The following is a 23,108-nucleotide window of genomic DNA, read 5'->3' as shown; positions in this document are numbered from 1 at the left end:
CGGTGGTCCTCCGGGGTCAGCGGGGCCGGAGCCCCGCCCCGCGGAGGGCGAGGGCCGCCAGCGCGGCGGTGACGGCGGGGTCGCCGGTCCGCCAGCCTGCGGCGGCCTCCGGGTGCGCGGCGAGGATGTCGCGGGGGGACGCCTGGGTGAGCGCGCGCAGGGCCAGCAGCTCGGTTCCGCCGCCGGTCGAGCCGAGGGCGCGCAGCTCGGCGGTCCGGCGGGCGAAGCGGAGCCGGGGCCGGAGCCAGAGCACGGCCAGGAGCAGGAGCGGGAGGCCCCCGACGGCGAGCCCGGCGACCACGGCCAGGGCGCTCGCGAGCTGCTGCTGGTCGCGTCCGGCGGCGGCGAGCACGGAGCCGGCCCCGCTCGCCTCGTCGAACGGCGCGCGCACGGCGTCGCCGAGCAGGGGGATGCCGCCGAGGGTGGTCCCGGCGTCGCTCATGGTCGAGCCGAAGCCGCTGCCGGCGCTCTCGAGCCGCCGGCCGATCTCGGCCAGGCCGGCGATCAGCGAGCCGACCGCGATCCCCGCGGCGATCGCCACGACGGCCACGCCGAGAGCGAGGGCGTCGGCCAGGATCTGCCGCGCGCGGACGGCCGGGAGGTCGGCGTAGATCTGCATGCGCCGATTATCCGGCGCGCTCGGCGGCGGTCGTGTCCACACCGCAGGAAGGATTCGTCGAGAGGGCCGGGGATCCGCGTCACTCCGCGAGGTCACCGAGGTTCTTCCTCCGTTGTGACCACGTCGGCCGCCTCCGAGAGGGCTGCCCGGCCCGGCTCCTCGCCGCCTCTAGTCGAGCAGGTCGTGCAGCACGACGACCTGCTCGCGCTCCGGGCCGACGCCGATCGCCGAGAACCGGGCGCCGCTCATCGCCTCGAGCGCGCGCACGTAGTCCTGCGCGGTCTGCGGCAGGTCCGAGAACTCGCGGCAGCCGGAGATGTCCTCCTGCCAGCCGGGGAACTCCTCGTAGATCGGCTTCGCGTGGTGGAAGTCGCTCTGCGAGACCGGGACCTCGTCGTGGCGCACGCCGTCGACGTCGTAGGCGACGCAGACGGGGATGGTCTCGAGGCCCGAGAGCACGTCGAGCTTGGTGAGGACGAAGTCGGTGACCCCGTTGATCCGCGCCGAGTAGCGGGCGATCGGGGCGTCGTACCAGCCGCAGCGGCGCGGGCGGCCGGTCGTGGTGCCGAACTCGAAGCCCTGCCGGCGGAGGTACTCGCCCCACTCGTCGAAGAGCTCGGTCGGGAACGGGCCGGCGCCGACGCGGGTCGTGTACGCCTTGATGACCGCGATGACGCGGTCGATGCGGTTCGGTGCGACTCCGGAGCCGGTGGCCGCTCCTCCCGAGGTCGCGTTGGAGGAGGTGACGAACGGGTAGGTGCCGTGGTCGACGTCGAGCATCGTGGCCTGGCCGGCCTCGAACAGCACCGTCCTGCCCGCGTCGAGCGCCTGCGAGAGGATCAGCGACGTGTCGGCGACCATCGGGCGGAGGCGCTCGGTGTACTGCAGCAGGTCCTCCAGCACCTGCTCGACCAGGATCGCGCGGCGGTTGTAGACCTTCACCAGCAGGTGGTTCTTCTGGTCGAGGGCGCCCTCGACCTTCTGACGGAGGATGTTCTCGTCGAAGAGGTCCTGGATGCGGATGCCGACGCGGTTGATCTTGTCGGCGTACGCCGGGCCGATGCCGCGGCCGGTGGTGCCGATCTGGCGCTTGCCGAGGAAGCGCTCCGTCACCTTGTCGAGGGTGCGGTGGTAGCTGGTGATGACGTGCGCGTTGGCGCTGACGAGCAGCTTCGACACGTCGACGCCGCGGGCGCTCAGCGCCTCGAGCTCGTGGAACAGCACCTCGATGTCGACGACGACGCCGTTCGCGATGACCGGGACGACGCCCGGGGTGAGGATGCCGGAGGGGAGCAGGTGCAGGGCGTACTTCTCGTCGCCCACGACGACGGTGTGCCCGGCGTTGTTGCCCCCGTTGAACTTCACGACGTAGTCGACGCGGCTGCCGAGGAGGTCGGTGGCGCGTCCCTTGCCCTCGTCGCCCCACTGGGCGCCGGTGATGACGATTGCTGGCATGGCGTGTCCTTCTCGACGGGAGGGGCGGGGGTGGGCGGGTGCGGCGCGGCAGTCGTGCCGCCTCCGCGCGACCAGCCGCTCGATTCTAGCGGAGGGGCCGGAGGACGGCTCCAGCGCGCGGGGGCGGCACCGCGGACTCCCTCGGCTCCGGGCCGGCACCGCGGATCCATCGCCGAGCAATGCTCTCGATCCCGTCATGCGCAGTTCACACGCGGCGCATAGATTCGAGGACGTTCACACTCCACTCATCACGCGAACAGGACCACGATGCGCAGACTCCGCGCCGCAAGCCTCCTCGCCGTCGTCGCACTCGGAGCCGCCACCGCAGCTCCGATCGCCTCGGCCGCCCCTCTCGACGACGGCGTCGAGCTCACCCTGGTGTCGACGACCGACACGCACGGGCACGTCTACGACTGGGACTACTTCGCGAACGCGCCGTACCCGGCCGACGGTGCGCTCGGCCTCACCCGCGTCGCGACCGAGGTCGACCGCCTCCGCGCCGAGAAGGGCGAGGAGTCCGTGCTCGTCATGGACAACGGCGACGCGATCCAGGGCACGCCGCTCACCTACTACTACGGCCTCGGCGACGGTGCCGCAGGCGTCCTCTCCGGCGAGACGACGCACCCGATGGCCACCGCGTTCAACACCATCGGCTACGACGCGCAGGTCGTCGGCAACCACGAGTACAACTACGGGCTCGACATGCTCAGCGCGTACGAGGGCGACCTGAACGCCCCGCTGCTGGGCGCGAACGTCGTCGACGTCGCCACCGGCAAGCCGTACCACGACCCCTACACGCTGATCGAGCGCGAGATCGACGGGAAGACGGTCACCGTCGGCGTCCTCGGCCTCGTCACGCCCGGCGTCCGCGTCTGGGACAAGCAGTACGTCGACGGCGTCCTCGAGTTCCAGGACATGGTCGCCGCCGCGAAGCAGTGGGTCCCGATCGTGCAGGAGCAGGCCGACGTGGTCGTCGTCCTCGCGCACACCGGCCAGGGCACGGTGCCGGACGCCGAGTACGACGCCGCCGACCTCAACGAGGACGTCGTCAACAACATCGCGACGCAGGTCCCCGGCATCGACGTGGTCGTCGCCGGCCACAGCCACAAGGACCTGCCGCAGACGCTGTTCACCAACGTCGCCGGCGAGCAGGTGGTGGTCACCCAGCCCGAGTTCTGGGCGCAGGGCCTCACCGAGGTCACGCTGAACCTGGTGCCGGACGCCGCGGGCGGCCTCGAGGTCGACTGGTCGGCCGGGAACGCGCCCGTCACGCAGCCCGTCTACGCGAAGGACATCGCCGAGGAGTCGCCCGCACTGGTCGACGCCCTCACCGAGCAGCACGCCGCCACGATCGAGTACGTGAACACCCCCGTCGCCGTCTCGGTCGAGGAGCTCTCGGCCGCGACCTCGCGCTACGAGGACACCCCGATCATCGACTTCATCAACACCGTCCAGGCCGAGACCGTCGAGACGGCGCTCGAGGGCACCGAGTGGGCGGACCTGCCGGTGATCTCCCAGGCGTCGCCGTTCTCGCGCACCGCCGTCTTCCCGAAGGGGCAGGTCAGCATCCGCGACATCGCGGGCCTGTACATCTACGAGAACACCCTCCGCGGAGTGGAGCTGACCGGAGCCGAGGTGCGCGACTACCTCGAGTTCTCGGCCCGCTACTTCGTGCAGACCGCCGAGGGCGCCGTGTTCGACCCCGAGACCGGCACCAACGCGACGACCGAGGACCGCCCCGACGGCATCCCGGACTACAACTACGACGCGATCTCGGGCCTGGACTACGTGATCGACGTCTCCCAGCCCGCCGGCTCGCGGATCCGCGGTCTCGCCCACGCCGACGGCACCCCGGTCGCCGACGACGAGCGCTTCGTGATGGCGGTCAACAACTACCGCCAGAGCGGCGGAGGCGCCTACCCGGCCGTCGCGCAGGCACCGCTCGTCTACGACGAGCGCCTCGAGATCCGCCAGCTCCTCATCGACTGGTCGACCGCCCGCGGCGTGATCGACCAGGCCGACTTCTACGACCCCAACTGGTCGCTGACGACGGAGCCCGCCGCCGAGGTCCCGGTCACCCCGGCGCCGACCGAGCCCGGCACCCCGACGGAGCAGCCCACCACCGCTCCGTCGCCGCACCCCACCACTACGGCGGCCCCCGTCGCGGGAGGCTCCGGCCCGGGCTCGCTCGCGAACACCGGCGCCGACGCGGCCGGCCTGATCGGCGGAGCCCTCGTGCTGCTGCTGTCGGGTCTCGCGCTGGTCGTCGCGCGACGCCGCCTCGCGGCCTAGCCGAGCGGGGCACGGGCGGCGGTCGGCGGGGTCTCCCGCCGGCCGCCGTTCGTCGTTCCGGAGGATCGCGGGACGATCGGGCCGCGGACCGGCGGCTCAGTCCCCGCGGCGTCGCGACCGGCGGGCCCGCCAGGCCGAGAACGCCCCGGTCGACCAGAGCGCCCAGACCACCAGCAGGGGCTGGAAGACGAGCCGCACCGCGCGCGTCGCGTCCGTCTCGAGGCCGAACGCCGGCGTCCGCGTCAGCAGCTGCGAGATGTTCCCCGGGAAGACCGCGACGAAGAACGCGGCCACCACGACTCCCACGATCACGCGCCACCGCACGAGCACGACGAGCGCGAGCCCGAGCGCGATCTCGACGACGCCCGACGCGACGACCACCAGGTCCGGGTCGGCCGGCAGCCACGGCGGGACCTGCGCCTGGAAGGCCTGACGCGCGACCGTCAGGTGCGCCGTGCCGGCCGTGACGAGCAGCAGGCCCAGGAGGATGCGGGCGAGAGTGCGCGGAACGGAGCGGCGTCCTCCGTCGGGCGCTGTGGCGGCGGTCATGCCCCCCAGTCTGCGCTCGGAGCCCGCTCGCGCCGACCGCGCGCGCGTTCCGGCGGCGCCCCGTATCCTCGTTACCGCCCCGTCCGCCGACCGTGAAACGAGTTCCATGAGCACCCTGCCCCGCCTGATGGCCTTCGACCTCGACGACACCCTCGCCGCCTCGAAGTCCCCCGTCGACCCGGCGATGGCCGACCTCTTCGTGAAGCTGCTCCAGGCCACCGAGGTGTGCATCATCTCGGGCGGCCAGATCGGCCAGTTCCGGATGCAGGTGCTCGACCGCCTCGAGGGCGCCGACCCCGAGGTGCTCGCGAAGCTGCACCTCATGCCCACCTGCGGCACGCAGTACTACCGGTACGAGAACGGCGACTGGGCGCAGATCTACGCCGAGAACCTCACCGAGGACGAGAAGTCGCGCGCGCTCGCCGCCGTCGAGGAGAAGGCGAAGGAGCTCGGCTACTGGGAGTCCGAGACCTGGGGCCCGATCCTCGAGGACCGCGACTCGCAGATCACCTTCTCGGCCCTCGGCCAGTCCGCGCCCGTCGAGGTCAAGCAGGCCTGGGACCCGGACGGCGAGAAGAAGAACACCCTCCGTGAGGCCGTGCAGGCCGTGCTCCCCGACCTCGAGGTCCGCTCCGGCGGCTCGACGTCGGTCGACATCACCCGGAAGGGCATCGACAAGGCGTACGGGATGAACAAGCTCACCGAGCTCACGGGCATCCCCCTCGATGACATGATCTTCGTCGGCGACCGCCTCGACCCGGACGGCAACGACTACCCCGTCAAGGCGATGGGCGTCGAGTGCTTCGCCGTCGAGGGCTGGCACGACACCGCCGCGTACCTCCGCTCTTACGGCCTGTAGGCCGCGCCCCGCGAGCCTCTGCCGCGGCGGGGGCGCTGCGGCAGGGCGGCGCCGGGCGGGCGTCGTTCAGCGGTCCTCGTTCAGCGAGCCGGCGGCGGTGCCGCCGAGGGCGAGCCGGAGCCGCTTGGGCAGTCCGGCGACGACGATCGCGTGGGACTCCTCGATCAGCTCCAGCACCAGCCCGGACTCCACCGCCCCGCCCGCATCGACGGTCACCCAGTGCTTCTTGTTCAGGTGGTACCCGGGCTCGATGCCCTCGACCCCCGCGACGAGGTGCACCACGTTCTCGGGCAGCGCCTTGACGCTGACGACGGGGCGCTCGAAGCGCTCCGACTCGAGCGCGAAGACCTTCCCGGCGACCTTCCACACCCGCGTGCCCGGGCCGAACGGGAAGCTCGCCTCCGCCCCCGCGAGCCCCTCGAGGAGCCGCCGTACCGCCGTGTCGTCCATCCGATCATCCTCCCGCACCCGACTGCGCCGGAGGCGGAACGCGCCCGCTCACCGGACCCGACCCGAGTCCCATCGGAGCGGCGCCCGTCGCCGCCGCTCCGGCGCCGAGGTCGGACGACGCGACGGCAGCGTCGGAGGAGCCGGAACGGAGCGGACGTCCTGATGGGTCGATGAGCGACTGCGGATGCGCCGGCGATCCTCCTCTCGCCGCCGGGGATCCGCGAACGAGCCCGCGCCCGGCCGAGGTGAGGCCGATCAGTCGGATCACGACGAGGCCGTGCAGCCGACGGAGACGCTGCACCTGAACGAGGAGGACGCCCTCGGGAGGCGGTCCTGCCCGTGCGCGCCTGGTGACGGAATCACGAAGGCCGCAGAGGCCGTCCTCCGATCGGCCTTGTAGGGGTTCCTCGGGCGGGGAGACGCATCCGGGCAGCCGACACCGGAGCGCCTCATCCGGCCGGACTCACGGCCCGATCGATCCGCCAGGAGAGAGAAGGAACACAAGCGGGAGACGGCTCTGCGCCTCACCTGTCGATCGATCATCTCTCTCGCGGCAGAACAGGGCGACCTCGGAGTGAGGCGGATAGTCGTTCCGCCGCCGTTTCGGAGCCTCTCTCATCTGTCTCGAGATCGTCGAACCCCGTTGCGTGGAATTACTTGGTGTGCAGTAGTCTCAGGCCTGCCGCGGGAAGGACAGCCCTCTCGCGAAATCAATCGTCGCGGAAAAACTCTCGGGACGCTGCGACATGAGCAGTGGATCTTCCGAGGGAACGTCTGCCGTCTACGGCTCAGGTCGTTCGTTGAAGATCCGCAGGCCATTCGTCCAACCAGAGAGGCATATTATGTCGAACACGTCCCCTTCTGATTCGCCCGTTCCGGCTCGCAATGCGGTTCCCGGCCGCCGGACCGTCCTGCAGGCGGCCGCATGGACCACTCCCGTCGTCGTCGCGGCGATCGGTGCGCCGCTCGCCGCCGCATCGGCCCCGGTGACCGTGCGCACGGTCGCTTTCGTCGACCAGGAGGGTGGCGATGCCACTACTTCCTACACGACGAGCAGCTGCAACCCGTTCAACGCCTACCTCCAGGTGAGCGATTCCGGAGTTCCGGCCGCCGCAGGCATCGCGGTGACGGTGACTCTGCCGACCGCGCTGCGCTGGTACGACGGCACGGCCGCACCTCGCACGCTGTTCACGGGTGCCGGCGGAAGCCTCCTCCTGGAGGGCTTCAACGGTCTGCGTTTCGCCACCGCCGGAGTCAGCCAGACGGGCACCATCACGGCCACGACAGCAGGCGTGGTGAATCCGGCCCAGCCGACCGTTCCCGTGGCCGATGCGACCACCGCAGCGATCGTGAACGGCACCAGCGGCACCCGCACCTCGACCTTCCGCGGACGTCGCAACAATGTCGAGTCCGAGATGCCGGAAGCGGTCACCACTGTGGTCGATTTCGCAGTCGCGTGGACCGGCGTCGGTGACACGGCTGTGTCTGCGACCTACCTGAGCTACGTCGTCTCCCAGAACGGCGACGTCTACTCGCACACCGCGCCCTCCGGCGGCTTCTACGAGTGGGACACGACGACCCCCATCCGCATCGGCATGACCAGCATCGCGGCGGATGACGGTCTGATCATCGCCGGGGGCGACCGCGGAGCCCGCCTGTTCTCGGCCAGCGGCAGCACGGTGTACGACTGGGACGGCGTCGCGCTCGCGGCCGCGCCCGGAGGCCGCACTGTCCTCGACATCGCCGTGTCGTTCAGCGACGACAGCCTGTGGCGGGTGTCGCTCGTCGCGACCGACGGGACGGCATGGGAGGCGACGAAGACCATCGAGGCCGGAGCGTCTTGGTCGCCGTGGACGCAGGTCCTCGCCACAGTCACCGGGCTGCGTCAGGTCGCCGCCGACACCCAGGTCTTCGGCGCGACGCGTCGCATCTTCGCGACGACGGCCGCCGTGTTCGACCAGGACGGGACCCAGCTCACCGCACTTCCGGCCGGACGCACGGCGAAGGACCTCGGAGTCGAGATCGGCGGCAACTGGATCAACGTGATCGGTGACAACAATCAGTACTACCGCACCCCGTTGAGCAACCCCGGGACGTGGGACAGCAACAGCACCGGCAGCCCCGTCGTCACGATCACGAACGTCACCAGCGTGGCGTCGGCCTCGACGCCGAACATCGGCATCCGCGCGTTCTACGTGGCAGGCGCGGCACTCTGCGGCTGAGCTGATCACCAGGGGGCGCCCTGACGACGGCGCGCCCCCCGAGCAGGACTCGCGGGTCCGGTGACGTCCTCCCCTCGATCACCGAGGGAGGACGTCACCGGACCCGCTCGTGCGAGCGGATGCCTCGCTCACAGGACGACCGGCTCGGGCGGACGGGGACAGGGCCTCGATCCCCGGTCGCGCTCACCGGCCCGGACCCGACACGACCCGAGCGATCCGCGACGTCCCGAACGGAGAGCGGAAGCGCCCCGGGAAGCCGCGACACGGCTCGTCATCGGCTCCGAGCAGCTCCCCGTCGAGGCAGGATCGTCCGCCCGCGAGGCGCTCGCCCCCGGAGCGCCCGACCACGGGCGCCTGGCCGCGGCCGTGGCCGGAGCCGATGACCGCAGACGCATGCGCCGATCTCGGCTCCACGCCCAGGAGAACTCCGGCGCAGCACCTGTCCGTCTCGATGAGCACGAGTGTGCCGTCGTCGTTTCCGGCAGCGGAAGCGTCCTGCTCGTCCCTGCCGGCGACGACGTGCCCTCCGTCGGTGCCCGACGATCGTCCGCCGGTCTCCCCTCGCGAGCTCTCGCGGCGCCTCTCCCGAGTCTTCTCCTGCCGTTGCGCGTCACGCCCCATCGACAGCGGCGGGACGCCGCGACACCGCATCAGCACCGGACGCACGAGCGCCGACCGCGCGAGCCGAGCGACCTGAGCCGCCCGACGGATCCGACCCGCCGAACAACCTCGACTCCCCGTGCTCGGGACGTCTCCGCCGCCGACGTCCGAGCGATCGTCGACGGCGCACAACGGAGGTCCGAGCGCGTCCTCATCGTCGGGGAATAGTCGGAATAGCCGAGAGCATCCCCTAGGAGGGGCCTTTGCGCGGAGCTTCGCTCAGGACGGAGGAGCACGACGCCCGACCACTACGCTGAGGGCAGGTCGCTTATGCGAGAGAACAGCGGTCAGTCGCAGACAGGGCTCACACGGTGAAACTGCAAACACCCACTTCCACGAAGAGCTCTTCCTCCGAGAAGGGCCGGAGCTCCTGGTCCCGAGCAGTGGCCAGAAAACTCGTCATCACCGATGTCCTCGTCATCGTGTTCTCGGTCTTCAGCAGTCAGTTCTTCTGGTTCGGAGTGGAGAGCCGAGAATTGTTCGTGGCCGGCCATCAGCCGGAGATCGCGGGCCTGCTCGCGAACTACTGGATCGTCTCCTCGGTGATCGTGGTGCTGTGGGCCGCCCTGTTGAAGTTCTACGCCACACGCGAAGACCGTGTCCTCGGCGGAGAGGTGACGGAGTACAAGCGCATCCTCGATGCGACGCTCCTGCTGTTCGCCGTGATCACGTGCGTCGCCTACCTCGGCCAGATCGGCTTCGCCCGCGGGTACATCATCACCGCGCTCCCGCTCGGCCTCGTCCTGCTCTGGCTCGGACGCGGAGCCTGGAGGGTGTGGCTGCGGCAGCAGCGGAGCGCGGGCCGGTACTCCTCCTCCGTCATCCTCGTCGGCTCGTCACGGAGCGTCGAGCACATCTACCGCGAGCTCGTCCGCGCCACCGGGGCCGGGTATCTCGTTGTCGGCGTGTGCATCCCCGAGGATCTGGCCAGCGATCGGGTGAGCGGGTGGGGGGTGCCTGTCTTCGAGAACATCACGGTGGATGCGGTGCCGGGCATCCTGAACCGGACCGGCGCCGATACCGTCATCATCACGAGCAGCGACCACCTGCCGCCCGAGCAGATCCGACAGTTGAGCTGGAGTCTCGAGCCGAGGCGCCAGCACCTGGTCATGGCGCCGAGCCTCACCGACATCAGCGGACCGAGGATCCACATGCGCCCGGTGGCGGGCCTTCCTCTCGTGCACATCGAGACACCTCGATTCGAGGGCAGCAAGCAGGCCCGCAAGCGTGCCCTCGACATCGTCGGATCGCTGAGCCTCATCGCCGTGCTGATGCCTCTCATCGCCTCGGTCGCACTGGCCGTCAAGCTGACGAGCTCGGGGCCCCTGTTCTATCGCCAGACGCGGATCGGCATCAACGGCAAGCCCTTCGGCATGATCAAGTTCCGCTCGATGGTGGTGAACGCTCATGATCAGCTCGCCGAGCTGCTCGCCGCTCAGGGAACGTCCGGAACACCACTGTTCAAGATCACCGACGACCCTCGCATCACACCGATCGGACGCTTCATGCGCAAGTACTCGATCGACGAGGTCCCTCAGCTCTTCAACGTGCTGAGAGGCGACATGTCGCTCGTCGGGCCGCGGCCGCAGGTGGCGGGAGAAGTCGAGCTCTACGACGAGGCCGCGCGCCGGCGCCTCAACGTCAAGCCGGGCATGACCGGGCTCTGGCAGGTCAGCGGGCGGTCGACGCTCTCCTGGGAGGACGCCATCCGACTGGATCTCTACTACGTGGAGAACTGGTCGTTCACCGGGGACCTCGCGCTGCTCGCGAGAACCGTGCAGGCCGTCGTCGCCCCCGGAGGCGGCGCCCACTGACGCATCGGGCCACCGCGCGAGCGGCCGGTCCTCACATCTCGGTGACGACCGCGTCGTCGATGCCGACCGTTCCCGCGGCGGGGTCGTTCAGGCCGACGGTCACGCGGAAATGCGACGCCCAGGACGGCGCCTGGCGATCCACGCCGGTCGCGGGTCTTACCCGGAACGGGAGTGCCGCGGCCATCGCCGCCATCGACTGCGTCGTCGAGGAGACGGGCTCCGAGCGGACGGTGACAGGGATGCCGCGGGCGTCACGACCGGAGACGGTGACGAAGGACTCCGAGACGATCATCGACCCGTTCGCAGCGGCCTGTCCGATGACGAGGTCGGCGGCGTAGACCCGCCCGGGTCTGCTGAGCACATCGAACGAGAGACTCGTCTGTCCGGTGCCTGTCTTCCGGACCAGGAGCCGCCCTGACGCGACGGCGAGCGTGGCCGACGGGCTCGCACTCCGAGAGGTGGCGTCCGGAGTGTCCAGGTACGCGTCCGCGACCGTGCCCACATCGAAGGCTCCATCGACGAGCCGGTTCGCGGCGCGGTGGACGAGAACCGAGGTCGGCACGACGGAGGGCTCGTCCAGGATCGAGACGTCCGCCAACCGGACGAGTCCGGTCCCTCCGACGAGGTAGCCCGATGCCGGAGCGACGTTGCGGAAGGAGGTGCTCGTCACGACGATCCCGCCTCCCCAGCTCCTGTGAGCCGTCTCGAAGACTGTGGCCGCCGCCAGCGGGGCGGCGGCGGAGACCGTGCCGCCGTTGATGCTGATCCTGGCCGTCGTCGTCGCAGCGGTGGAGAACGCGCTGACCGTGCTCGCCGGGGTCAGGCGGACGGTCGCAGCGTGCAGCGTGACGGCACCCCCTGAAGCCTCGACCGCGCGATCGCATCCGCTGATGGCCAGCGACGTCGTGTGCAGCTCGCCACTGGTCGACGCGGAGGACAGTCCCGTCGTGCACGAGCGCACAGAACCGCCGACCATCGCGAGATTCGACCCAGGGGCAGTGCCGGCGACCAGGACGCCCGTGCCGCACTCCTCCACGGCCACGTGGAAGAGGCGCAGATGCTCGGCGCCGGGACCGAACCGGACACCCGTCTCGAATCCGATGATCTCCACTCCGTACAGTCCTGCGCCTCGGACGCCTGTCGCCGAGGACAGCTCGAGGCCGACGGATCCAGGAGCCGCTCGGCCGGGACCCGTGAGGCGCAGTCCGCGCAGGCTCACGCGCGTGTGCGGCGCATCATCGGAGGCCTCGGAGGCGGTGAGGACGAGCGCCGATCCCGACACCGCCGTCGCATCGACATCGCCTCCGGCGAACTCCATCGACACACGCGAGAGGTCGATCGTCAAGGGTGCTGTCAGCACGACGGGCTCGGAGACGACCAGGAAGGACTCGGTCGCGAGGGCGTGAGCCGCGTCGAGAGCGGCCCGGAGCCGCTGCTCAGCAGTCGCTCCCGGGAACTCGGTCGAGTCCCGGAAGCCGTCCAGCCGTGCGTCCGGGAAGGCGTTGGCCGCTGTCGCCGGGGGGGCCGTCGCCACCGCCGTCACGGCGCCCGCGCCCGCTGCCGCCGTCAGGCTCAGAAGCGCCCGTCGTCCTCGATCCCGCGATGATGCTCCCATTCCCGAACAGTACGGAGGAAAGGCCGCCGTCACGACCGCCGTTCACACCCCCCGCACGGCGCACACTGCTGCACGATGTCTCACCTTCAGCGCGAGGGCAGCCGGTGGACCACGTCTGCTGTGCTCAGCTCCAGGAGGAAACTGAGCACGTCCTCCTCGAGGACCTCTCGGGGGACGCCGAACTCGTCGGCGAGCCCCGCGAGGATCTCGACGGTCGTGGACGGATGCTCGAGCCTTCTCCAGATCGCGTGCGCCGTGCCCTTCAGCACGAGGGGCACGGGAAACGGCGACAACAGGTTCAGCAGCACCGCCTGCGCGTCGTCCTCGACGAAGGCCAGCTGATCGGATCGCGCCCACACGGCGTGATCCAGAGCTCCCGGATCGACGGTGGTCACGAGTGGGTCGCATTCTCTCGGCGACGGCGTCGACGATCGGCGGCGAGCGAGCGCACGAGCCCGAGGAACGCCCGCAGATCTGACAACGACGGCCGATCGAAGCGGACCATCCCCGTCTCCGCAGCCCTCCGGCGCGCCCGGCGTGTGAGACCGATCACGGTCGTCAGCGCGGACACGATCAGCACGATGCGCCGCTTCCCTGTGGCCTCGACGAAGGCGAGCGCCCAGTGATAGCTGGACCGCCCCGTTCCGGCCACCCGCAGATCCCACAACCGGCGCTCGTGCACGGCCAGGTCGTCCGGCATGTCCAGCCCGAGGGCGTGGAGCACCGGGCGGAGGGGGTAGGCGCTGCGGGTGCTCTCGACGAGCAGGAGCAGCGCCTCCCGGTCCGATTCGCTCGCGCCCCTGAGGAACCCGATGACCGACTCGAGCTCGGACGTGCTCCGGGCAAGGAGGGGATCCTTCAGCGCGTGGAGCGCGACGACGACCGCGCCCGCGACCGGGGAGGGCACAGCGACCCTCCTGTGCGCGATCGTCACGGTCCGGTGCGACGTCCACAGCACGTCGAGGACCTCCTCCGGCTCTGCGAAGAATCCGGGGTAGCGGTCGTGCACGTCGATGTCGCAGGTCCACTGCGGATGGAACAGGGTCACGGAGTGCACCGGGTACGCGCGCGGGGCCGGGCGGTCGGGCCGGGGGATCCATCCGCGCTCGGCCAGCAGGTCGACGAGGCGCTGGACGTCCGCCGGGTGGACGAGCACGTCGACATCGCTGGACACGCGTCTCGTGCGGATGCCCTGTGCATGGGCGGTGGGCCCCTTGATGAACAGGGTGCGGAGCCCGTGCGTGGAGGAGAGGTGCGCGGTGAGGGCGTGTGCGAGGTGTACCGCATCATCGAGGGAGAGCTCGGTCGTCGCGGGTGCGGAGCTCACCGTCGATCCGACAACTGCCGGTGCCGACCGGTGGACGGCGCCGGACGCACCGCCATGGATCGCGACACCGCCGCTGCCCGTCGCTCCGAGTCGAGGCCGGACCGGGCGATCGAGGTCGTCGCCGGCAGCGGCTCGGAGGCGAGCGATGCGGCGTACGCCAGCGCGATCCACACGGTCAAGGCGGTCCACGCGGGGGCGGAGGCCAGAGCGACGGCGAGGAAGACCCCCAGACCCAGTGCCGTCCCGTTGCGCCGATATCCCCGCACGATCAGCATCACGAGGAGGACGGCGAAGAGGGCCAGGGCGATCACTCCGGTCTCGGCAGCGAGCTGGGCGTAGACGTTGTTCGCGAGACCGCGAGAGGCGCCGTTCGAGGTGAGCCCCGCCACCGCCTGGGAGTAGTCGGTCCTCCACACGCCGAACCGGCCGGGTCCGACTCCGAACAGCGGATTGTCCGCGGCCATGGTGAAGCCCGTGCTCGACGACTGGGATCGGACGTTCAGCGAGCGGGTGCCGACGTCGACGGCGCCTGTGCCCAGTCCGAGCTTCGAGAGCTGCGCGAGGACGAAGCGCTGCAGGGCGGGAACGAGCAGGACGATCACCGCGCCCAGCGCGCCGACGCTGAAGATCTGCACTCCCACTCCCCGCTGGGGGCGGAGCGTCGCCGTGAGGACCGCCGCAGAGACGGTCGCGATCAGTGCCGACGTCGACTGCGAGTAGACGAGGCAGGCGACGGCGGCGGCGATTCCGATGCGGTCGCGACGGCGCAGGCAGGCGAACAGCGCGATCCCGGCGAAGAAACCGAGGTAGTTCCCCTCGAGGAACGGGCCGTTCCTCGGCAGGCTGACGCCGAAGGTCGCCCCCATCTGAATCGTCGAGTTGAGGAGAGCGGGCAGCGGGACCCCGGCGAGGTGGAGGGCCAGCTGGATCGCGCAGAAGACGAAAGCGAGGCGGACGGCGATCGAGAGAGCCCGCTCCATGTCCTGGAATCCCAGTCGGTGGCCGACGTACCACCAGACCACGAGGGCCAGCAGAGCGTATCCGCAGTAGAGGATCATGTCGTTGGTGAAGCCCAGGTCATAGCCGTAGGCGGCTGGAACCTCGGGTTGCTTGAACAGGAATGCCCAGATCGTCGCCAGAACGACCAGCGCACCGAGCCCCAGCACGATCTCCCGTCCCACCGGCGTGTACCGGTCCTTCTGGACGGTGATCACGGAGAAGCCGATGGCCAGGATGACGGCGATCTCGGTGATCTTCAGCGGAGAGCCGACCTGAATGGTGAGCGCCTGCTGGAACGGCATGAAGACGATGGCGAGGAACAGAAGCCGCTGGACGACATCCAGACGCGCCGCGCCCTCTCGCGTCGTCGCGGTCGCAGCGCCCCCTCGAGCCATCGCGCGCCTCATCTCCGACGTGATCGATCATCGATCGTCTCCTGCAGCAGCTCCGTTCAGCTCTGTAGGACTACAGACTAACCACGGTCCCGGTCCCCCGGAGGTGGTCCCCTTTCGACCTCATACCGTCGGCCGGGAGCACATAGGATCGCTCACGGAGTCATGCCGACGGACCGCGTGGTCGGTGAGGGATCCTGTCCGATGGACATCGACAGGGACCGGAGCCTTCCACGGCTCGGCCAAGCCGGAAGGGCGCGAACGGTTGACAAGCGGATCCACACTCGCTGAGGACTGGCGCGAAGGCGAGCGCACGATCGTGCACGTGACGGAGAGCTTCGGCGCAGGTACCGCGTCGGCGATCAGCGACTACGTAGCGGCCACGCCCGCCTTCCAGCACAGGCTCGTGTATTCACCGCGGGAGGACTCTCCGGTACCGGAGAGCGCCTTCGCGTCGTTCGCAGGCGTGACGGCGCTGCCGACAGGGCACGTCGCCCGAGTCCGCGCTCTGCGAACGGTTCTGGCCGGAATGCCGGGCGCTGTCGTGCACGCGCACTCCAGCTTCGGCGGAGCGTACGCGCGCCTCGCGGTCCGGGCGGGCCGGCGACGTCCGATCGTCTACACGCCGCACTGCTACGGCTTCGAGCGCCGAGACCTCCCGCTGCCCGCCCGGGCGGCGTTCCGGGTCTTCGAGGGCGTCCTCGCCTTCAACACCACCGTGTTCGCCGCCTGCTCAGCTCGCGAGGCCCGTCTGAGCCGGTGGCCGTTCAGCCGGGCGGAGGTCGTGCACGTCCCCAACTCGGTGCCCGCCTCGCTCCCGCCCGCCACTCGCCCCGGCGGGCCGAGGCCTCTCCGCCTCGTCGGCGCCGGTCGGCTCTCGACGCACAAGGATCCCCGATTCTTCGCCGAGGCCGTGGAGGCCGTGCGCGCCGCCGGCCATTCCGTCGACGCGACGTGGATCGGCGGAGGCGAGGGGCGTCACCGCACCGCCCTCGACCAGGCCGGCGTCCACGTCACCGGCTGGCTCAGCCGCGACGAGGCGCTCCGCCGACTGGGCGATGCCGACGTGTACCTGCACAGCGCGCAGTGGGAGGGGATGCCGATGGCCGTTCTGGAGGCGCACGGCATGGGGCTGGCCCTCGTCGTGCGGGACATCCCCGCCTTCGATCGCCTCGGCCTGCCCCTGGTCGCGCACTCCCCCCACGATGTGGCGTCGTACTGGGGCGATCTGGAGGACCCGGCGGCCCGTTCCCGTCTCGTCGCCGCCGCCGAGCACGCCCTCGCCCTGAACACCGTGCAGCACCAGTCGCAGATGCTCGAGCGGCTCTACCTCGGCCTGCTGCCGACCGCCCCTCGGAGGAGGAAGCCATGACGACAGTGCTCGTCTCCGCCCGTGTCCTCGACAGACAGGTCGGCGGCAACACCCGATACGCCCGCACCGTCTACAGCGGGCTCGCCGGACACGGCGTGCAGCACGTGCTGTCCCGACCTCCGATCGAGGGGGGCCGAGCCCGCAGCGCCGTCTACGGCGCCTATGAGGGACTCGTGCTGCCGAGGCTCCGCCCCTCCGGGATCGACGTCCTCCACTTCCCCGCGGACACGGGGCCGCTGGTTCCGAGCCGCCTCCCGATCGTCGGCACGATCCACGGGCTGGCGACACTCCACGTGGACGATGTGCGCAGCCGGAGCTCCGACCGGTTGTGGCGCCTGCGCGTCGCGCGTCTCGCAGCACTCTCGACCACGATCATCACGGTCTCCGATTCCTCCGCCCGGGACATCGCGACTGTCGCACCCGACGCCGCCGGGAAGATCGTCACCATCCCGCACGGGATCGACCACGACACGTTCAACACCCGCTCCACCGACCAGGACTCCGTCGCGCTCGACGAGCTGGGGATCGACGGCCCGTACTTCCTCTACGCGGGCAACCTCGACCCCCGCAAGAACATCATCGAGCTGTGCCGAGCCGCCTCGAAGGTCTTCGACGAGACGGGGGTGCCGCTCCTGGTGTCCGGCGCTCCGGCGTGGGAGAGCGACGCGATCCTCGAGGCGGTCCGCGGAACCCGCGGCGTGCGCTACCTCGGCCGCGTACCGGATGAGGCGCTCGTCCCGCTGCTCCGGGGAGCGCTCGCCTTCTGCTTCCCCTCCACCTACGAGGGCTTCGGCTTCCCGGTCGTCGAGGCCATGGCGTGCGGCGTTCCCGTCATCTGCAGCGATCGCGGGTCGCTCGCCGAGGTGGCGGGCGGCGCGGCGCTGACGCTCACCGACATCGGCGCGACGGCGATCGCCGATCACATGCGCGAGATCGTCGCCGATCCGTCCCTCCGCAACGACCTGCGGAGCCGGGGTCTGATCAACGCTCGACGATTCCAGTGGTCGGACTCCATCGCAGCGCATGCTCGCGTCTTCGAGGAGGCCGCACGATGAGGGTCACGATCGTCCACGCGTACAGCACCACCAACTCCGGCGACGGCCTGCTGGTCGAGGAGGCGCGGGAGCTGGTCCTGTCGGCCCTGCCGACGGCGGAGATCACGCTCGTCGCCCTCGACCCCGCGAGCTTCGACGACGAGCTCTACGAGCGTGTCCTGCACCCCCTCACCGGCCGTGCCGGCAGCATCGGCAGCCTCGAGACGCTGCGACGCGGCGGGGTCGCGCTGCTCTCCGGCCGCCGGAGCGCCGGCTACGCGCGGGCGATCGCCGGGTCCGACCTCGTCGTCGGCGTCGGGGGCGGCTACCTCCGCACCAAGAATCCCGTCGAAGTCGTCAAGATGATGTGCACCAACTTCGTCCAGATGCCCCGGCGCGGCGACCGCGTTCCGTTCGTCTACCTTCCGCAGAGCATCGGGCCGCTCAATCTCGGGACCCGCCGTGTGATCGCGGCGCGACTGGCCCGCGCCGTCGGGGTCTTCGCCCGGGACGACCGCTCCGTCGAGGAGCTGTCCGGCCTCGCGAACGTGCACCGCGCTCCCGACATGGCCCTTCTGGGCCTCCCCGACGAGTTCGATCCGAGGACCGTCGTGCGGGCCGGAGCTCCCGGGCCCGTCGGGATCGTCGCCCGCGCGCTGTCCTCGAGCCGGTCGCGACGTGCCGCCTACGAGTCGCGGATCGACGCCCTCGCGCGCGATCCGGAGTCGGAGCTGCTCGCTCAAGCCACCGCTCGCGGCAACAACGATCCGCAGTTCTACGAGCGGCTCGGCCACGAAGGGCCATTCCGCCTGCTCCGCGACGCGGTCGGCAGCGGAGTCGCGGATCGGCCGGCGGTCGTGGTCTCGGTCCGGCTGCACGGCAGCATCCAGACCATCCGCAGCGGCGTTCCGAGTGTCCATCTGAGCTACGAGCGGAAGGGCTGGGGTGCCTACGACGACCTCGGGATCGACCGGTTCGTGCACAACGCCTTCGACGCCGATCTCTCGCTCATCCGCGACCAGATCGCTGAGCTGCGGGAGGACCCGTCCGACTACTGGAGGCGCGTCGGAGACTCCGTGTCGGCGCTGCGGATGCAGCGAGGACGACTCGTCGACCTCCTCGTCGACGCCTCCGGACCGGTCGGGCGCCCGTGAAGATCGTCTTCGCGAGCCACACCGCCGAGGTCGGGGTCTTCCGAGTGGGGAGCCACCACCTGGCTCGCGAGCTCTCGCGCCTCGGGAACACGGTGACGCACGTCTCGACGCCGTCCTCGCTCCTGCACGCGGGGCGCCTGCGGGACGCCACCGTGCGGGCCCGCTTCGGTCTTGCGCTGCGAGGTCCACGCACGGACGCGGCGGGCGTCGTGCACGCCGAACCGCTCACCGTCGCCCCACTGGGATCGCTCCCGGCGCGGATGCGGACGCAGTCTCTGCGGGTGCCGCTGCGGCCCTGGCGGGCGCCCAGTGGGGCGATGCGTCCTGATGTCCTCATCGTCGACCAGCCCCTGATGGGCGTGCCGCTCCTCGAGCTCCTGCAGCCGAAGCGTGTCGTCTACCGGCCCACGGACGCTCATTTCGAACCGGGGATGCGGGCGGCGGAGATCGAGCTCCTCGAGCGGGCGGACGCTCTCGTCGCCACGTCGGAGCCGGTGCTGCGCGCGGTCTCCGAGGGAGTGGCCGCGCCGGAGCGCACGCTGGTCCTCGAGAACGGAGTCGAGTACGAGCGGTTCCACGGTCTCGGTGCCGAGCGTGCGGGAGTCGTCTACCTCGGGGCGCTCGACCGCCGCTTCGACTGGGGAGGAGTCCGGATGCTCGCCTCGGCGTTCCCTGACGTCCCCTTCCGACTCGCCGGTCCGCTCCCGAAGAACGTGGAGACGCTGCCCGCGAACGTGGAGCTGCTCGGCGCCGTGCCCTACTCCCGGGCGCCCGCGCTGCTGAAGAGCGCCCGCGTCGGGCTGCTCCCGCTCTCGGACGACCCGGGCAACGCGGGTCGCAGCCCGATGAAGTACTTCGAGTACCTCGCCGCCGGCCTCAGGATCGTCTCGTCCGCCTCCCCTGCACTGCGAGCCCGCTCCGCCCCCGGCGTCTGGCTCTACGACGACCCTGCGGGCGCAGAGAACGGGCTGCGGTCCGCGCTGGAGGCTGCGGCGTCGGGACCCAACCGGGAGGGCTCGGTCTACGCGGAGCAGTACGGCTGGCACCGTCGCGCCGCCGACCTCGCACAGCTGCTCGACGCGGTGCTGGCGGCACCGCGCCGAGTGCGGCGCTGACGGCCCGTCCTCAGCGCCGCCAGCGGTCGATCGGGAAGGCGTCCAGCAGGGGCGCCGGATCCCACGCAGCCAGCGGGCGTCTAGGAGTGCAGCCGGATCCGCGTCGCGTGAGCCACGGCGGAGTCGAGATCATCGAAGAGGGTGTACTCCGACCCGGTCCGTCCTGTCCCCTCGAAGTAGTCCTGGTACGTGAACCGCGGCTCGGCGCTGAACGCCTCATTCGACTCCCTGCGGCTCGTTCATCGATTCAGCTCGGAATGCCGGAGGAAGCGGGGGTCTGCGCGGAGGCGAGCGAGCGTCGCCGCTCTCCTCCCCTTCCCGCCTCGTCCTCGACCTCGGCCTGCAGCGACGAGCGCCTCGTACACGGCGCCGTGCAGCGCTCCCACGAGGGAACGCTCGCGCTTGGACAGGTCGGGTCGCTCCCTCTCTCCGTGCCGGCGCGCTCGCTCGAGGCCCGCCTCCAACGCCGCCGGCGACACGAGGCCGTCGAACAGCTCCACCCAGCCGCTCCCGACCTCCGCGGCGAGGGCCCGCGTCGATCCGGTCGCCGGGACCAGGATCGTCTTCCGCGCGCCGAGGGCGAGCAGCGCGGCTCCGGAGTTGTAGAGGTACTTGTACGGCAGGGTGACGAGGTCCGCGCCTGCCAGGAGCTCGTCCAGCTCGGCGTCGTCGATGTGGCCGAGCCGCAGGTGGACGCGACCGTCGGCTCCGACCGCTCTGCGCACCTCGTCGGCGTACTCGGGGACAGCGGCCGCGCCGGCGATGACGAGTTCGCCGTCGGTGAGTGCGCTGAAGGCCGCGATCAGCTCCTCGAGTCCCTTGTAGGGCCGGATCTGCCCGAAGAACAGGATGCGCCGACCCGCTTCACGGGGGCCCGGGACAGAGGCCGCCTCCGGATAGGCGCCGTGCAGGACGACGACTCCCCGGTCCAGGTCGTTCTCGTCGGACTCGTTCAGATAGATGCGGACGTCCGTGAGCCGGTCCAGCCAGCGCGCGAGGAGAGTCTCGACGGCACTGCCCGATTCGTGCGGTCGGAGGTTGTGCATCGTCACGACGACCGGCGTCCCCGACGCGAGCAGCCGGGCGATGAGCCCGAAGGCGAGGGCGGACTTCAGCCAGCGGCGCGGGCCGCGCGGGGCACGGAAGAGGTACTCCGGCCAGTGCACGTGGAAGACGTCGTAGCGCCCGAGAAGGGCACGTCGCCAGGTGAACGCGACCGGTTCCACCGACGCCGGGAACGAACCGACGAGCAGCCCGATGTAGGGGTTGCTCGAGCCGGAGAAGTCCTTCACGGAGAAGAGCGCCCGGATCATTCGCGTGCTTCTCCTTCGTTCGTCTCTTCGGCGGACCGCCCCGGGCACCACGAGACGACCTGGGAGAGGGCACCACGGCCTGTGATCGGACCGCGACACGCCCGCTTCGGCGACGGAGCGGACGACCTCGGCCGGCGAGGGATGGTCTGACGCTACCAGTCGGGTTTCTCGAGGTCCGTCACCCGCCGCCCCCGTCAGAGTTCGGTGATGACGATCTCCGAGAAGCGAGTCACTCCTGCTGTCACCGATCCGAAGGTGAACCGCAGCCGGAAGTGCGTCGCCCACGCAGGAGCGACCCGGTTCCAGGTCGTCTGCTGATAGGTCTTGCGGAAGGGAGCCTGCGCGTTCGCGCCGGCGAGGTCGAGATTCGACACCGGGCGAGCGCTGCTCCGAGCGACGATCGGGATCCCCGACGAGGACACGCCGGTCACGGCGACGAAGGATTCGGACACGTACATCGTGCCCGTCGACGTGGATCCCGCGATGGTGAAGTCGACGCCGTACAGCAGCCCCGCTGTGACGGGGACGTCGATGGAGACCGCCGGACCGGGACCGCCGGCCACTCGGGTCATCAGCAGCTGGTTGCCGCTGGTGGTCAGCGTCATGGACGGGCTGGTGGTGCGGCTCGTCGCGTCGGCGCCGTTGAGGAACGCGTCGACGGGCGCTGCGAGAGAGAAGTTCCCGTCGACGAGCTTGTTCGCCGCCTTCGAATGCAGAATCGACCCCTGCCCCGAACCGCTGCCGTTCCCGTCCGAGGTGACGTGCTGGCTGATGCGGACCTTCGCAGTGCCACCGGCGAGATATCCCGATTTCATCTGCGTATTGAACATCGACAGTTGATGGACCTGGATTCCGCCGCCCCACCCTCCTGCAGTGGTCTCGAAGAGGTAGTTGGCCACCGGGACCTGATGGAAGAAGAGGTGTCCGCCTGAGATCGAGATCTGCGCAGCTGTACTCGACCCGGTGACGAACTGCGAGAGCGTGGAGTTCGCGCCGCTCTCGTTGATCTCGATATGCGGCTGGTGCAGGATCACCCGACCCGCGTCGACCTTCACGGCCTGCACGCAGAAGTCGATCGACGTCGAGACGAAGTGCAGCTCGCCGTTCGGGTTGGCGTTGTAGACGCCGAGGGTGCTGGTGCCGATACCACCGCCGATGAACTTGATGTTCTCGCCGTAGTTGACTCTGCCTGCGGGCATGGAAACGGCCGTCCTGCAGCGGAAGATGTGGAAGTTGTAGAAGCTGATCAGGAACGCATCGTTCTCGAAGGACACGCCGGTCCCGAAGCCCGAGATCTCCAGGCCCCAGAGTCCGAGCCCGCGCGTGGTGGCGGCAGTCGTGCTGTCGGTGTTGAACAGGATTCCGGTGCTGGCCGTCGCGGACGCTCCCGGCCCCAGCAGACGGAGTCCGGTGATCGCCGCCCTGTTGTTGGGGTAGCCGGACGTGGCACTGCCGATCACCGTGAGAGCAGGACCGCTGGTGATGGCGGTCGCATTCAGCGGACCGCAGGTGAACTCGAGCGAGATGTACGAGGAGTCGATCACGAGGGTGCGCGTGATCTTGAAGCTCTTCGAGATCGTCAACGTGACCTCTTGGCGAGCGGCGACGAAATAGTCGATCGCGGCGCGGAGCTTGTCCTCGTCAGTGGTCCCGGCGAATTCGAGGTAGTTGTGGATTCCGTTGACGCGGGTCGCAGGTATAGTCTCGTCCGCGGCTTCCGCGGCGGGTGCGGCGACGACGACGGCCGCGGCCGCGGCCCCTCCGTAGCGGAGGAACGTGCGGCGGGATCCGGGTCCTGTTTCGAGAGTCGTCGTCATCTCCTCATGCTCGGATCATCCCGCCATCGGCTGTCGACGGCCGCACCCCC

The 23,108-nt window shown here is 70.2% G+C and carries 18 protein-coding genes; 8 read left to right on the top strand and 10 right to left on the bottom strand.

Translation table 11 applies throughout. The annotated features are described in order from the left end of the window. Positions 1 to 16: 16 nt before the first annotated feature. The gene (locus tag C5B98_RS09040) at positions 17 to 619 is read right to left on the bottom strand and encodes a hypothetical protein (RefSeq protein WP_104327663.1); all 603 of its coding nucleotides are present in this window, start codon (positions 617 to 619) and stop codon (positions 17 to 19) included. A 168-nt stretch (positions 620 to 787) separates the two neighbouring features. Further along, a complete protein-coding gene (locus C5B98_RS09035) occupies positions 788 to 2,074 on the bottom strand; it encodes an adenylosuccinate synthase (RefSeq protein WP_104234282.1) in 1,287 nt (428 codons plus the stop codon). Between the two features lie 267 nt (positions 2,075 to 2,341). Between C5B98_RS09035 and C5B98_RS09030 the strand changes: the two genes are divergently transcribed. Then, on the top strand, positions 2,342 to 4,366 hold the full coding sequence (locus tag C5B98_RS09030; RefSeq protein ID WP_104327662.1) for a bifunctional UDP-sugar hydrolase/5'-nucleotidase: 2,025 nt from the start codon (positions 2,342 to 2,344) through the stop codon (positions 4,364 to 4,366). A gap of 96 nt (positions 4,367 to 4,462) precedes the next feature. Here C5B98_RS09030 and C5B98_RS09025 read toward each other — a convergent pair whose 3' ends face one another. Further along, a complete protein-coding gene (locus C5B98_RS09025; RefSeq protein WP_104308200.1) occupies positions 4,463 to 4,915 on the bottom strand; it encodes a DoxX family membrane protein in 453 nt (150 codons plus the stop codon). 106 nt (positions 4,916 to 5,021) lie between these two features. On the opposite strand from C5B98_RS09025, the gene C5B98_RS09020 reads away from it, so the two are divergent. Continuing rightward, positions 5,022 to 5,774 carry an HAD-IIB family hydrolase gene (locus tag C5B98_RS09020; protein WP_104222786.1) on the top strand — a complete coding sequence of 251 codons (753 nt, stop codon included), beginning with the start codon at positions 5,022 to 5,024 and terminating at the stop codon, positions 5,772 to 5,774. Positions 5,775 to 5,840: 66 nt separating this feature from the next. Here the strand turns inward: C5B98_RS09020 and C5B98_RS09015 are convergent, their stop codons facing one another. Then, entirely contained in the window at positions 5,841 to 6,224 is a 384-nt protein-coding gene (locus C5B98_RS09015; protein ID WP_104222787.1) for an MmcQ/YjbR family DNA-binding protein, read from the bottom strand. Positions 6,225 to 7,066: 842 nt separating this feature from the next. Here C5B98_RS09015 and C5B98_RS09010 point away from each other — a divergent pair. Together C5B98_RS09010 and C5B98_RS09000 are read left to right on the top strand one after the other, a co-directional pair. After that, positions 7,067 to 8,446 carry a hypothetical protein gene (locus C5B98_RS09010; RefSeq protein ID WP_146076941.1) on the top strand — a complete coding sequence of 460 codons (1,380 nt, stop codon included), beginning with the start codon at positions 7,067 to 7,069 and terminating at the stop codon, positions 8,444 to 8,446. A gap of 1,043 nt (positions 8,447 to 9,489) precedes the next feature. Continuing rightward, complete coding sequence (locus C5B98_RS09000) at positions 9,490 to 10,920, top strand: sugar transferase (RefSeq protein ID WP_258059895.1); 1,431 nt, start codon at positions 9,490 to 9,492, stop codon at positions 10,918 to 10,920. Positions 10,921 to 10,951: 31 nt separating this feature from the next. On the opposite strand, the gene C5B98_RS08995 is transcribed toward C5B98_RS09000, so the two are convergent. The 4 genes from C5B98_RS08995 to C5B98_RS08980 all read right to left on the bottom strand — a co-directional run bounded on the left by C5B98_RS08995 (position 10,952) and on the right by C5B98_RS08980 (position 15,256). After that, positions 10,952 to 12,454 carry a hypothetical protein gene (locus C5B98_RS08995; RefSeq protein ID WP_146076940.1) on the bottom strand — a complete coding sequence of 501 codons (1,503 nt, stop codon included), beginning with the start codon at positions 12,452 to 12,454 and terminating at the stop codon, positions 10,952 to 10,954. Between the two features lie 167 nt (positions 12,455 to 12,621). Next, on the bottom strand, positions 12,622 to 12,930 hold the full coding sequence (locus C5B98_RS16950; protein WP_181027179.1) for a PqqD family protein: 309 nt from the start codon (positions 12,928 to 12,930) through the stop codon (positions 12,622 to 12,624). Further along, positions 12,927 to 13,862, bottom strand: a complete 936-nt coding sequence (locus tag C5B98_RS16945) for a nucleotidyltransferase family protein (protein ID WP_181065510.1) — start codon at positions 13,860 to 13,862, stop codon at positions 12,927 to 12,929. The genes C5B98_RS16950 and C5B98_RS16945 overlap by 4 nt, the downstream gene beginning before the upstream one ends. Next, positions 13,859 to 15,256, bottom strand: a complete 1,398-nt coding sequence (locus tag C5B98_RS08980) for an O-antigen ligase (protein WP_181065509.1) — start codon at positions 15,254 to 15,256, stop codon at positions 13,859 to 13,861. Before C5B98_RS08980 ends, C5B98_RS16945 begins: the two co-directional genes overlap by 4 nt. Between C5B98_RS08980 and C5B98_RS08975 the strand changes: the two genes are divergently transcribed. The 4 genes from C5B98_RS08975 to C5B98_RS08960 are packed head-to-tail and all read left to right on the top strand — an operon-like array spanning position 15,138 to position 19,928. Beyond that, positions 15,138 to 16,625 carry a glycosyltransferase family 4 protein gene (locus C5B98_RS08975; RefSeq protein WP_104225881.1) on the top strand — a complete coding sequence of 496 codons (1,488 nt, stop codon included), beginning with the start codon at positions 15,138 to 15,140 and terminating at the stop codon, positions 16,623 to 16,625. The two genes, C5B98_RS08980 and C5B98_RS08975, sit on opposite strands and share 119 nt — an antisense overlap. After that, positions 16,622 to 17,680: a glycosyltransferase family 1 protein gene (locus C5B98_RS08970; protein WP_104222794.1), complete on the top strand. Its 1,059-nt coding sequence runs from the start codon at positions 16,622 to 16,624 to the stop codon at positions 17,678 to 17,680. Before C5B98_RS08975 ends, C5B98_RS08970 begins: the two co-directional genes overlap by 4 nt. Further along, positions 17,677 to 18,813, top strand: a complete 1,137-nt coding sequence (locus C5B98_RS08965) for a polysaccharide pyruvyl transferase family protein (RefSeq protein WP_104327659.1) — start codon at positions 17,677 to 17,679, stop codon at positions 18,811 to 18,813. Before C5B98_RS08970 ends, C5B98_RS08965 begins: the two co-directional genes overlap by 4 nt. Continuing rightward, on the top strand, positions 18,810 to 19,928 hold the full coding sequence (locus C5B98_RS08960) for a glycosyltransferase (protein WP_104327658.1): 1,119 nt from the start codon (positions 18,810 to 18,812) through the stop codon (positions 19,926 to 19,928). The genes C5B98_RS08965 and C5B98_RS08960 overlap by 4 nt, the downstream gene beginning before the upstream one ends. A gap of 239 nt (positions 19,929 to 20,167) precedes the next feature. Here the strand turns inward: C5B98_RS08960 and C5B98_RS08955 are convergent, their stop codons facing one another. Together C5B98_RS08955 and C5B98_RS08950 are read right to left on the bottom strand one after the other, a co-directional pair. After that, entirely contained in the window at positions 20,168 to 21,241 is a 1,074-nt protein-coding gene (locus C5B98_RS08955) for a glycosyltransferase (RefSeq protein WP_104327657.1), read from the bottom strand. A 194-nt stretch (positions 21,242 to 21,435) separates the two neighbouring features. After that, on the bottom strand, positions 21,436 to 23,058 hold the full coding sequence (locus C5B98_RS08950; RefSeq protein WP_104327656.1) for a twin-arginine translocation signal domain-containing protein: 1,623 nt from the start codon (positions 23,056 to 23,058) through the stop codon (positions 21,436 to 21,438). Between the last annotated feature and the right edge of the window lie 50 nt (positions 23,059 to 23,108).

The sequence above is a fragment of the Rathayibacter sp. AY1A5 genome, assembly GCF_002930875.1.
Lineage (GTDB): Bacteria > Actinomycetota > Actinomycetes > Actinomycetales > Microbacteriaceae > Rathayibacter.
This window is presented reverse-complemented; position numbering and strand designations above follow the sequence as displayed.

Coding starts and splice junctions, on each gene's coding strand:
- C5B98_RS09015 (WP_104222787.1), bottom strand. CDS start 6,224: ATGGACGACACGGCGGTACGGCGGCTCCTCGAGGGGCTCGCGGGGGCG.
- C5B98_RS08980 (WP_181065509.1), bottom strand. CDS start 15,256: ATGGCTCGAGGGGGCGCTGCGACCGCGACGACGCGAGAGGGCGCGGCG.
- C5B98_RS08970 (WP_104222794.1), top strand. CDS start 16,622: ATGACGACAGTGCTCGTCTCCGCCCGTGTCCTCGACAGACAGGTCGGC.
- C5B98_RS09025 (WP_104308200.1), bottom strand. CDS start 4,915: ATGACCGCCGCCACAGCGCCCGACGGAGGACGCCGCTCCGTTCCGCGC.
- C5B98_RS08975 (WP_104225881.1), top strand. CDS start 15,138: ATGGTGAGCGCCTGCTGGAACGGCATGAAGACGATGGCGAGGAACAGA.
- C5B98_RS09030 (WP_104327662.1), top strand. CDS start 2,342: ATGCGCAGACTCCGCGCCGCAAGCCTCCTCGCCGTCGTCGCACTCGGA.
- C5B98_RS09035 (WP_104234282.1), bottom strand. CDS start 2,074: ATGCCAGCAATCGTCATCACCGGCGCCCAGTGGGGCGACGAGGGCAAG.
- C5B98_RS08955 (WP_104327657.1), bottom strand. CDS start 21,241: ATGATCCGGGCGCTCTTCTCCGTGAAGGACTTCTCCGGCTCGAGCAAC.
- C5B98_RS09010 (WP_146076941.1), top strand. CDS start 7,067: ATGTCGAACACGTCCCCTTCTGATTCGCCCGTTCCGGCTCGCAATGCG.
- C5B98_RS08965 (WP_104327659.1), top strand. CDS start 17,677: ATGAGGGTCACGATCGTCCACGCGTACAGCACCACCAACTCCGGCGAC.
- C5B98_RS09040 (WP_104327663.1), bottom strand. CDS start 619: ATGCAGATCTACGCCGACCTCCCGGCCGTCCGCGCGCGGCAGATCCTG.
- C5B98_RS09020 (WP_104222786.1), top strand. CDS start 5,022: ATGAGCACCCTGCCCCGCCTGATGGCCTTCGACCTCGACGACACCCTC.
- C5B98_RS08950 (WP_104327656.1), bottom strand. CDS start 23,058: ATGACGACGACTCTCGAAACAGGACCCGGATCCCGCCGCACGTTCCTC.